10 protein-coding genes are annotated in these 10,845 nt (G+C 34.5%); 7 read left to right on the top strand and 3 right to left on the bottom strand.

What is annotated here, in order from left to right:
• Window positions 1-227 precede the first annotated feature (227 nt).
• The 5 genes from M983_RS01245 to M983_RS01225 are packed head-to-tail and all read left to right on the top strand — an operon-like array spanning window position 228 to window position 5,910.
• Window positions 228-818 carry a fimbrial protein gene (locus M983_RS01245; RefSeq protein WP_066745833.1) on the top strand — a complete coding sequence of 197 codons (591 nt, stop codon included), beginning with the start codon at window positions 228-230 and terminating at the stop codon, window positions 816-818.
• A 47-nt stretch (window positions 819-865) separates the two neighbouring features.
• Window positions 866-1,558 carry a fimbrial biogenesis chaperone gene (locus M983_RS01240; protein ID WP_066745831.1) on the top strand — a complete coding sequence of 231 codons (693 nt, stop codon included), beginning with the start codon at window positions 866-868 and terminating at the stop codon, window positions 1,556-1,558.
• 24 nt (window positions 1,559-1,582) lie between these two features.
• Window positions 1,583-4,093 carry a fimbria/pilus outer membrane usher protein gene (locus M983_RS01235; RefSeq protein ID WP_210433220.1) on the top strand — a complete coding sequence of 837 codons (2,511 nt, stop codon included), beginning with the start codon at window positions 1,583-1,585 and terminating at the stop codon, window positions 4,091-4,093.
• 11 nt (window positions 4,094-4,104) lie between these two features.
• Window positions 4,105-5,184: a fimbrial protein gene (locus M983_RS01230; RefSeq protein ID WP_066745823.1), complete on the top strand. Its 1,080-nt coding sequence runs from the start codon at window positions 4,105-4,107 to the stop codon at window positions 5,182-5,184.
• Window positions 5,185-5,196: 12 nt separating this feature from the next.
• The gene (locus M983_RS01225) at window positions 5,197-5,910 is read left to right on the top strand and encodes a fimbrial biogenesis chaperone (RefSeq protein ID WP_066745821.1); all 714 of its coding nucleotides are present in this window, start codon (window positions 5,197-5,199) and stop codon (window positions 5,908-5,910) included.
• A 38-nt stretch (window positions 5,911-5,948) separates the two neighbouring features.
• Here the strand turns inward: M983_RS01225 and M983_RS16935 are convergent, their stop codons facing one another.
• Genes M983_RS16935 through M983_RS01215 form a run of 3 tightly spaced genes read right to left on the bottom strand, consistent with a single transcriptional unit; the run spans window position 5,949 to window position 8,422 of the window.
• Window positions 5,949-6,110, bottom strand: a complete 162-nt coding sequence (locus tag M983_RS16935) for a DUF2474 domain-containing protein (RefSeq protein ID WP_074388130.1) — start codon at window positions 6,108-6,110, stop codon at window positions 5,949-5,951.
• Complete coding sequence (gene cydB, locus M983_RS01220; RefSeq protein ID WP_066745819.1) at window positions 6,091-7,098, bottom strand: cytochrome d ubiquinol oxidase subunit II; 1,008 nt, start codon at window positions 7,096-7,098, stop codon at window positions 6,091-6,093. Before cydB ends, M983_RS16935 begins: the two co-directional genes overlap by 20 nt.
• The gene (locus tag M983_RS01215) at window positions 7,088-8,422 is read right to left on the bottom strand and encodes a cytochrome ubiquinol oxidase subunit I (protein ID WP_066745816.1); all 1,335 of its coding nucleotides are present in this window, start codon (window positions 8,420-8,422) and stop codon (window positions 7,088-7,090) included. Before M983_RS01215 ends, cydB begins: the two co-directional genes overlap by 11 nt.
• Before the next feature lie 129 nt (window positions 8,423-8,551).
• Between M983_RS01215 and M983_RS01210 the strand changes: the two genes are divergently transcribed.
• Both M983_RS01210 and M983_RS01205 read left to right on the top strand, forming a co-directional pair.
• On the top strand, window positions 8,552-9,967 hold the full coding sequence (locus tag M983_RS01210; RefSeq protein WP_066745813.1) for an aminotransferase-like domain-containing protein: 1,416 nt from the start codon (window positions 8,552-8,554) through the stop codon (window positions 9,965-9,967).
• Window positions 9,968-10,153: 186 nt separating this feature from the next.
• Window positions 10,154-10,618: an Lrp/AsnC family transcriptional regulator gene (locus tag M983_RS01205; RefSeq protein WP_066745810.1), complete on the top strand. Its 465-nt coding sequence runs from the start codon at window positions 10,154-10,156 to the stop codon at window positions 10,616-10,618.
• Window positions 10,619-10,845: the final 227 nt, after the last annotated feature.

Here is a 10,845-nt window from a genome sequence, read left to right as displayed (position 1 = left end):
TATTAAATAATAAAATAATTTATCTAAACGTTTCGTTATTAATAAACTCAATGTTTAATTTGACTTAAGTCACGTAAATAAAAAAATAATTAAATTACTCTTTTTAGTTTTATAAATATGTTTAATATCAGAAGCGCTAGAGTTCTGTTTAGTATTCTTTAGTTAATGATGGCAATAATAGACGCTTATTTTTGCTAAATAGATGCTTATCTCTTCTGGGGTTATATATGTTTAAAAATAAACTCTCACTGCCATTATTATCAGTGGCTATTCTATCAACATCCGCATTTGCAATAACAAATAGTGCAGGTGGAATTATTTCTTTTTCTGGTGCCATTAGTGATACTACTTGCACAATTAATGGGGGGAATAGCGCTGATTTTTCTATTCTATTAGATCCTATTTCAATAACAGATGCAGGAACTACAGCAAATACGGTTATTACTAAAAACCAAAAGGAGTTTACATTACGCTTTTCTGATTGTGCTCCAGCATCAACAACTAGTGGCGCTAATTTAAAAGTACATTTCTCATCAGCAAATAGTATTTCCACTAGCGGATTATATTTAGTGAATGATACTGTTAATGAAAATGATCCTACTGTAGCTAAAAACGTCGGTTTTAGCTTATCAACAATAGCGGCTCCAACCGTCGCTATTCCATTAAATTCTACATTTGATACAGGAATTAAAGGTGATAAAACTGCACCTGATTCTGACACATTACGTTTAATAGCAAGTTATTATAAAACGAATGCCGCAGCAGCCAAACCAGGTGCTGTACATTCTAACGTTATCTATACTGTTTCTTATTTATAATATTAAAAACTAGGCTCGAAATGAGCCTGGTTTTTAGGAAAAATATAGTGAAAAAACGAATAATACTCTTAATTTCTTTTTTATTACCTATGAGCCTATCGGCAAATGTTGTGATTAATGGAACACGCGTTATTTATAACGAAGGAGTTGAAAGTGTTAATGTGCAATTGGCTAACAACGGTAATTTGGCTTCATTAACACAAAATTGGATAGATGATGGTGATATAGATTCGACACCGGAAAGTGCACATTCTCCATTTTATGTTTATCCACCTATTGTTAAAATATTAGCAGGTCAAGGACAAACATTAAAAATAAAAAAAGCAGATGAAAATATAAAAAATAATATTGAAAGCGTATATTACTTAAATATTTTAGATATCCCTGAAAATCTGGAGGCTCTACAAGGAAAAACATATTTACAATTAGTGATGAAATCAAGAATTAAAATATTTTATAGACCTAAAAGTTTAATTGGTCAGCCAGAAACAATTTATGAAAAAATTAATTATCTACGAAATGGCGATAATATTACAGTAAAGAATAATTCACAGTACCATTTTACAATTGCATCAATTTCATCAGATAACGTGCCAAAGACAATACTCGCTGAGTCAGAAATGATCTCACCTTTATCTTCTCGTGAATTACCTTTAATTAATAAATTAATAGGTAATAAGATATTAGTCATTTATGTTGATGACTTTGGTGTATTTAAAACTCAGCATATCGAATTATAATTCTTAATAGAAGAAAATATCTACGTGAATAATCCAAAATACGTTTTATCGCTCATTATAGGAATACAATTTTATACTCAAAATCTGTATGCAGAAGAGTTTGATACTTCATTACTCGTAGGTAGATCAAAAAATGGCGATATTTCACGCTTTTATATAGATGAAAAAATACCCAAAGGAGAGCAACTGGTTGATGTCTATGTAAATCAAGCATGGAAAGGGCAATTTATAATTAATGTTATTAACGATAAAGGTGAAATAAGTTTACCTGCTGATGATGTGAAAAGTTTAGGATTAAATCTCTCTTTTTTGGCTAAACAAAAAATAGACATAGAGAAGCCCGTATTGGTGGGTGAGCTGGCTTACGGTGTGACATCTGAGTTAGATATTACTCAATTAAGATTAAATATTAGTGCACCACAAATTGCTATTAAGCAATCCGAAAGTGGTTATGTTAATCCTCGGTATTGGCAAAGTGGAATATCCGCGCTGATATTGTCTTATAATTTAAATTACTATAACTATAAAGCTAAGGCAGGTTCTAAAAACAATAATGAAAATTTTTTTGCCAATTTGAATTCTGGTATTAACTTAGGCGCATGGCAATTTAGAGATGAATCGAACTATGCTTATTACTCTCATGGAAGAAGCCAGTGGAAAAATAATACGCGCTATGTATATAAAGCATTTAGTGAAATTACATCAGGTCTTACTATAGGGGATTTTTATACACCTGCGGCTCTTTTTTCGAGTATTCCATTTCGTGGTGCATCCCTTGCCAGTGAAATTAGTATGCTTCCCAATTCAAGTCAAGGATTTGCACCAATTATTCGCGGTGTAGCACAAACGAATGCATTAGTCAGTGTGTATCAAAATGAACATATTGTATTTCAAGAAAATGTGCCACCAGGTGAGTTTTCATTTAATGATATTCAGCCTACTGCGGGTGGTGGTGATCTTCTTGTCGTTATTCAAGAGGCAGATGGGCGACGTGAATCATTTACCGTACCGTTTTCAGCTGTACCCGATATGCTTAAAGAAGGTGTATCACGTTATAACCTGATTGTGGGCCAATCTAAAATCAGTAATACACAATATCAACCTAGATTTGCACAAGGCGAATTCCATTATGGCGTCAATAATCTAGTCACACTTTATACCGGTGGTGTGATAAGCAAAGATTATTATTCTATGCTGATAGGGAGTGGTTGGAATTTTAAAATAGGGGCTATCTCTGCTGATATTACACATGCAAATGCAAATTTAGATGGTGGAAATAAATCAGGACAAAGTTTTCGCTTAGCTTATAGTAAATATATGAATGCAACGTTAACTAATCTGACGTTAGCCGCCTATCGATATTCTACCCGAGATTACTATAGCTTTGTTGATACGATATATTCTCATGATAATTACAGTGCATGGAAAGAATACCAGCAGGTTTTAGCGAAGGAGCAAGGAAATAATAATGCAATTTCAGAATTAGATTTAACCACATTTGATGCTCTACGCGGTTCACGAGCGAAAAATACCTTTACGATAAATTTAAATCAACATCTAGGTGATAACCGAGGCGTTATTTTCTTATCAGGAACGCATCGGAACTATTGGAATACAGAGGGTAGTAATCGTGAATATCAATTGGGTTATTCCAATAACTATAAAGAAATTACCTACAATTTTTCTGTATCCAAATTAAGAAATTTAGATAACCAAGAAGAAACACGTTATTACGTAAATATAAGTGTACCTATCTCTATTTTTGATAAACGTACCAATATTAATACTGCACTCTATTATAGGGATTCACATTATCAGCAGACCACGTTAAGTATGAGTGGTGTTGCTGGAAAAGATGATCTGATTAATTACACATTAACGGGTTCTAATGAAACGGGTGGTAATAATTTAGCGGGTGCTAATGTTAGTTATCATCATCCTTATAGCACTCTATCTGCTTCTTACAGTGAGTCTAATGATTATAGACAAGGTGGTTTAGGTACTAGAGGGACAATGGTGGCTATTCCTCATCATATTGTATTTTCTGGTGATACAGGAAAAACATACACTGTTATTAATGCGCCAATGGCGAATAATATGATGGTTAATGGAAATAAAGCCACATTAACAAATCAGCAAGGTGTTGTCTTACTAACAAATACCACACCATATAGAACTAATTCATATACGTTGACTAATACAGAACATAATTCAAATGCAGAAATAATAGGAAACATTGCACATGTCACGCCTTATTTAGGTGCCGTGAATTATCTAACATTAGAAACGGACCAAAGAAAAACATTTATTATTCGAGCTTCATTAGATAAAGGTGAAAGTTTACCTTTTGGTACTGAAGTGCTAAATGAAGAAGAATACGCTATTGGTTATGTAGGGCAATCGAGTATGCTTTATTTAAAAAGCGATAAACTCCCATCTTTAATACATATCAAACTTAATTTACCTCATAAATCACAATGCACCATAAAAAAATTAATCGATACGATGGAAATAAATCGTAATATCTGTCGATAAGGAAACTTATTATGAAATCAGTGCTTTTTTTATCGCTACTTTTATCCAGTGTATTAAGTCAACATGCAACCGCTGCCTGTAAGCCTGATAGTACAATAACCGCACCTAATATTAATTTTGATTTATCGGCAGATTTAAATAGTGTTTCAACGACAACAACACGCTCCAGTAGAACGATATTTCCAGGCACCTTTAAATGTACTGCTCGTGGATTATTATTTCCCAACACCGTAGGGCTTGCTTCACCGTTTTCGGATAATAGAATTGGAACGATAGGGTTTAATGGAGGTAAGCAATTTATTGCAGTAACATTAACATCATTAGAAAAAGACAGAGTTACTAATATTGATGCTGGTACTCATCCAGCTTCAGATTTAGATACTAACTTTACTTTAAAATTTACCTTGGTAAGTAATAAACCTTCATCTAATTATACCGAGGTAAGCGGTAATACTGCGGTAATATCGCCTCTTATTTTAGCCTCTGATGCATCTAGCCTTGGAATTATAAAATGGTTGCTTGATATTGTTATTAAGTTAGTACAGTTTTTATTAACTTGGCAGTGGCCTGTTGATCAAAATGATATTTTTTTGCAGCCCATGCAAATCACCTATAACCCGATAATGACCACGTGTAATTTTTCTAATGCGGGGCTATTGGTAAATTTACCTTTAATTAGTTTAAAAGAGGCTAAAACAGTTAATAAAGCAGGTTATACGCCTTTTACTTTAAGTTTTACTTGCCAAGATTTTTTAAGTGATTCTAGAGCCTCTCGTGATATTGCGTTCTTTTTATCAAGCCAAAATTTACTCGCGAGTGATAAGAGTGTATTAACAAATAGTAATACTCAAGGGGCTAAAGGTGTCGGATTTAGGCTAGAAAAAACGAATAATACTAATGTGCCACTTATCTTTTCTGACAGTATTAGTGCCCAAGGCAATGCAACAACAATATTTAGTGCTACAAAAGGTACCACTATGTCGCCTTTATTTTCAATCAATATGGCTGCTTATTATTATCCTTATAACGTGAATGCAGTGACACAAGGAAAAATAGAAAGTACTGCAACCGTTGTTATGTCCTATAATTAAAGGGTAGTAAAAATGAAAAAAACACTATTATTATTGAGTGCTTTTTTATTGATATTCGTTGTGTGCCATAGTAATGCAAGTGTGGTTTTAGAAAGAACGCGGATTATCTTTCCTGCTAATAAACAAAGTATTTCACTGCAACTTTTTAATGATAGTGAACAATCAACGTTAATTCAAAGTTGGATTGATGAAGGTGATATTTCTTCAACGCCAGAAACAACAATGGCACCTTTTATTGTGATGCCACCAATAAATAAAATAGGGGCACAAGGGGGAATGGAATTAAAACTTCGACAACTTGATAATACTTTGCCTAATGATAGAGAATCTATTTTTTATTTAAATGTATTAGATATTGCACCTAAACCAAAAAATAATAGCAATAACAATACGTTGCAATTAGCATTACAAACACGTATTAAACTTTTTTATCGGCCTATACAGCTTGATGGTAATGCAAACACAGTTTTCCAATCTATTCAAATAACAAAAAATAAACAATACTTAGAGATTACTAATCCAACGGGTTATTTCTTTAATATATCCAAACTCTATTTAAATAATAATAAAGATAAGCCTTTATTAGATGTATTGATGATTGCGCCTTTTACAAAGAAACAAATTGAGTACTCCTCATTCTCTATTGATAGAGAGTCTATTTTAACTATTGTTTATATTGATGATGATGGGAATTATATTCAAGGAAGCAAAACTATTAATCTTTAAAAATAATAAGAGCTGACAAATTATCAGCCCTTATTTTATTATTTTACTTTCATTCCAGCCGCTGTCATCAATAGTCTAAATAGAGAAGAAACAGCGAATAAAGCAATAACACTACAAAACCAAATCGTGATTAACCAACCCCACTTTTTTAGTAAAGAGGGTTTTTGTTCAGTTGGTAAATCAGTGATAGCCTTCTTCATAATGTGTTTTTCCTCTGAAAACGTAGTAACTCCAGAATGTATAAACGAGAATAATAGGAATAATAAACAGGGCACCTACTAGCATAAAACCTTGGCTTTTAGCTGGGGCTGATGCCTCAACAAAGCTTATTGAAGGTGGAATAATGTTAGGCCAAATACTGATCCCTAATCCGGCAAAACCTAAAAATACAATGGCTAAAGCGCCAAAAAAAGGAAGGTAATGACCTTTTTTCTTTACAGAGCGGATAATTAACCATGCGCTATATAGCACTAATAAAGGGACAGGCGCAAAAAGAATAATATTAGGTAATGAGAACCAACGGCGTGCAATTGCAGGTTGTGCAAAAGGTGTCCATATACTAATAATAGCGATGATGGCTAACATAACCAATGTTAAAGGAATTGCCACTTTATATAAGCTTTTTTGCAAATGACCTGTTGTTTTCATAATTAACCAACCACAGCCCAATAATGAATAGGCGACAACTAATCCTAATCCACAAAATAATGGGAATGGAGTTAACCAATCTAAATAACTACCTGCAAAAGTGCGATTAACAACAGGTAAACCCTGAATAACACTGCCGACAACAATACCTTGTGTAAAGGTAGCTAAGACTGAACCTGTAATAAAGGCCTTATCCCAAAAAGATTTATGATTGTCATCGGCTTTAAAGCGAAACTCAAAAGCAACGCCACGAAAGATAAGTGCGACTAGCATGAGTGTTAATGGCATTGCTAAGGCATCAAGTATTACTGAATAAGCAAGAGGAAATGCACCAAATAATGCAGCACCGCCTAATACTAACCATGTTTCATTACCATCCCATACAGGTGCTACTGTATTCATCATTAAATCACGATCTTCTCTTTGTTTAATAAAGGGGTAGAGCATACCTATACCAAGATCGAAACCATCCATCACAATATACATTAAAGTACTAAAAACGATGATGATGAACCAAATAACGGGTAAATCAATTCCCATGTTGCACCTCCTGTGTACCTTTACGGATAAGCTTTAACATATAGGCATAGCCGATACCGAATACAGAGCCATAGACAATTAGGAATATCAGCAAACTAATGCTCATATGCATTTCACCATGCGCTGAAACAGCATCTTTTGTTCGCTGTATTCCATAAACGACCCAAGGCTGACGTCCTACTTCTGTTGTGAACCAACCTGCAAGGATGGCTATTAGGCCTGAAGGTGCCATTAATAGAGTGAATCGTAAAAAAGCTTTAGATTGATATAATCTCTTTTTATAACGTAGCCATGTCCCCCATATACCCACTAAAATCATCAGCATGCCAAGACCAACCATAATGCGAAATGACCAGAAAACAATCGTCGAATTCGGTCTATCATCTTTGGCAAATTCATTAAGTGCAGGAACTTGTTTTTCTAAGCTATGAGTAAGAATTAAGCTACCAAGATAAGGGATTTCAAGCGCGTATTTTGTTTTTTCTGCTTGCATATCAGGAATACCAAATAAAATTAAGGGTGTTGGTTCTCCTGAGCTATTATCCCAATGTCCTTCTATTGCAGCGATTTTAGCAGGCTGGTGTTTTAGGGTATTTAAACCATGAACATCACCAATCATGGCTTGAATCGGTGCAAGAATAAGGATCATCCATAAAGACATGGAGAGCATTTTCTTCATTGCTGATGAGGTATTTCCTTTAAGTAAATGCCAAGCCGCAGAAGCACCAATAAAAAAGGCAGATGCAAGGAATGCGGCAACACCCATATGTGCTAATCGATAAGGAAATGAGGGATTAAAAATAACGGCAAGCCAATCAATAGGAACTACTTGGTTATTGATAATTTCAAAGCCTTGCGGTGTTTGCATCCAGCTATTAGAGGCTAATATCCAGAATGTAGACATCAATGTCCCTAATGCCACCATGCAGGTTGCAAAAAAGTGTAGTTTTTCACCCACTTTTTGCCAACCAAATAGCATTACACCTAAAAATCCAGCTTCTAAAAAAAACGCAGTAAGCACTTCATAAGTCAGTAGAGGCCCTGTTATTGAACCGGCAAACTCAGAGAAAAAGCTCCAGTTTGTTCCAAATTGATAAGCCATCACTAAGCCAGAGACAACCCCCATAGCAAAGTTAACGGCGAATATTTTTGACCAAAAATGAAACAGTGCTAAATAATCCTTATTGCGTGTTTTTAGCCATAATCCTTCCAAAACTGCAAGAAAACTCGCAAGTCCAATTGTAATTGCAGGAAAAATAATATGAAAAGAAACGGTAAACGCAAATTGGATACGCGCCAAATCGAAGGCACTTAACCCAAGCATATAAAACCTCGTTATTGATATATAAATTGCAGGTAAATCGTGTGGATTAGTAGACCATATGGTATTAAACTATAATAGTGACAATAAGTTTAAAAATAGCTATAACAGTTTTGAGGGAGTAAGTGTTCTATGACACGCTATGAACAGCTAGCAGCGCAAATTCGCCAGCAGATTGAAGATAATATCTGGCAACCCGGTGATCGTTTACCCTCATTACGAGATACGGTAAAACAATCAAGATTAAGCTTAATGACGGTTTTACAATCGTATCAGCTATTAGAAAGCCAGGGTTGGATAACGGCGCGTCCACAATCAGGCTATTACGTTGCACATCGTAATACACGTTTTGGTCAAGTGACAGCAAGTAAAGGGCTACACATGAGTGAAACTGTTGAAATAAGTACGTCTATTTTCAATGTATTACAGGCATGTAAAGATCCTGATATCATTCCGTTTGGTTCGGCTTTTCCTGATCCTAGTCTGTTTATTCAGCCTAAATTAAGTAGTGCATTAGCTTCTACTGCTCGTCATTTTGCACCTCAAAGTTCAGTTATCAATTTACCCCCAGGAAATGAAAAGTTACGCCGTAACATTGCTCAACGTTATGCATTGCAAGGTATTCATGTATCCCCTGATGATATTGTTATTACTGCAGGTGCGATGGAATCCTTAAGTTTTAGCCTTCAAGCTGTAACAGAGCCCGGCGATTGGGTTGTGATTGAATCACCTGCTTTTTATGGTTCATTGCAAGCCATTGAGCGTTTACGTCTTAAAGCAATTGCCATTAAAACAGATCCTGTAACGGGGATTTGCTTAGATGAATTAGAAAAAGTCGTTGAGCATTATGATATTAAAGCCTGTTGGTTAATGAGCCATTGCCAAAATCCATTAGGTGGCACGATGCCTGATGAAAATAAAATTAGGTTAGTAGATATTTTAATCAGAAATCAAATAACGTTAATTGAAGATGATGTATATGGTGAGCTTTATAATGGGCAAAAAGCACCTATGCCAATTAAAGGATTTGATAAATCAAATAGTGTTTTACACTGTGCTTCATTTTCAAAATGTTTAGCACCGGGTTTTCGAGTGGGTTGGGTTGCAGCAGGAAAACATGCAACGAAAATACAGCAGTTACAGATGATGAGCACGGTTTCAGCGAGTATGCCAACACAACAAGCGATTGCTGATTATTTATCTCAAGGCGGTTATGATACGCATTTACGCCGATTAAGATTATTGCTAGAACAAAGACGTTATCGCATGTTACAAGCAATACAAATGCATTTACCTAATGACGTTAAAGTTAATATTCCTGCTGGTGGTTACTTTTTATGGTTAGAATTCGAACCAGAATTTGATGCTAACAAACTTTACCATTTTGCATTAGAGCGAGGTGTGAGTATTGCCCCTGGTTCAATGTTCTCTACGAGTGCTCAATTTAATCATGCTTTTCGCTTAAACTCTTCTTTTCAATGGAACAGTCGTACTGAAAAGGGTATGGAAATTATTGGTGAAGGTTGTCGAAAATTGCGTAATAAATAGCTGTTATTGTTGGTTTTTTTAGATTAGGTTATTCATCAAAGAGATAAATCAAAGAAAAGAGTATTTTTACTGTGAAGTTTGACTGAAAAATTATATGATACTTTCGAAAAGGCGAATTGCTTTATTGTTAAAAAATATAAAGTTTTGGCAATAAAATTCCACTAATAGAATTAAGGTTAATCTTTAATGTCAATAAAATTAGATAAAATAGACAAGCATATTTTGCAGGTACTTCAGCGTGATGGAAAAATCCAGAATATAGAGCTTGCAAAAGAAGTCGGTCTTTCGCCATCTCCTTGTTTGAGACGTGTACGCTTACTTGAAGAATCAGGTGTAATCACACGCTATGTTGCTGTTTTAGACGGAAGCATGGTTGATGCGGGATTATCTTTATTTGCACGTATATGGTTTAAAGCGCAAGATGCGCAAACTATCGAGGAGTTTGTCAAAGAAATTAAAGTATTGCCTGAAGTTGTTGAGTGTCATTTAATGGCTGGCGAGTGTGATGCGCTGATTCGTATTGTAACAAAAGACCTTGCCACTTATCGTCGTTTCCATGCTGATTACTTAACACAGATTTCAAGTATTCAAAGTATAAAAACAGAAGTACCGATGGAAACAGTAAAAGTCAGTTTTGCTTTACCTCTTTAAGAACTTGAATAAGTATTTTCTTTTTTATATTGTGACTGTACATTAAAAAAATATTGACTAAGCTGAACATTGTGGTGTTCAGCTTTTTATTTATTAATTTCAAATTTACTGGCATTGATTAATAGTATCTAAACTTTATCTATTACATATTTTTAATTATAAAAATACATAAGTCGTAGTTAAAATTTAGAAATAGTTTCTATTTAAACCTAATGAGTATTTATAAA

The organism is Proteus myxofaciens ATCC 19692, assembly GCF_001654855.1.
GTDB classification, from domain to species: domain Bacteria; phylum Pseudomonadota; class Gammaproteobacteria; order Enterobacterales; family Enterobacteriaceae; genus Proteus; species Proteus myxofaciens.
Note: the sequence above shows the minus strand (reverse complement) of the source record. Positions and strands in the feature narration are given on the sequence as shown.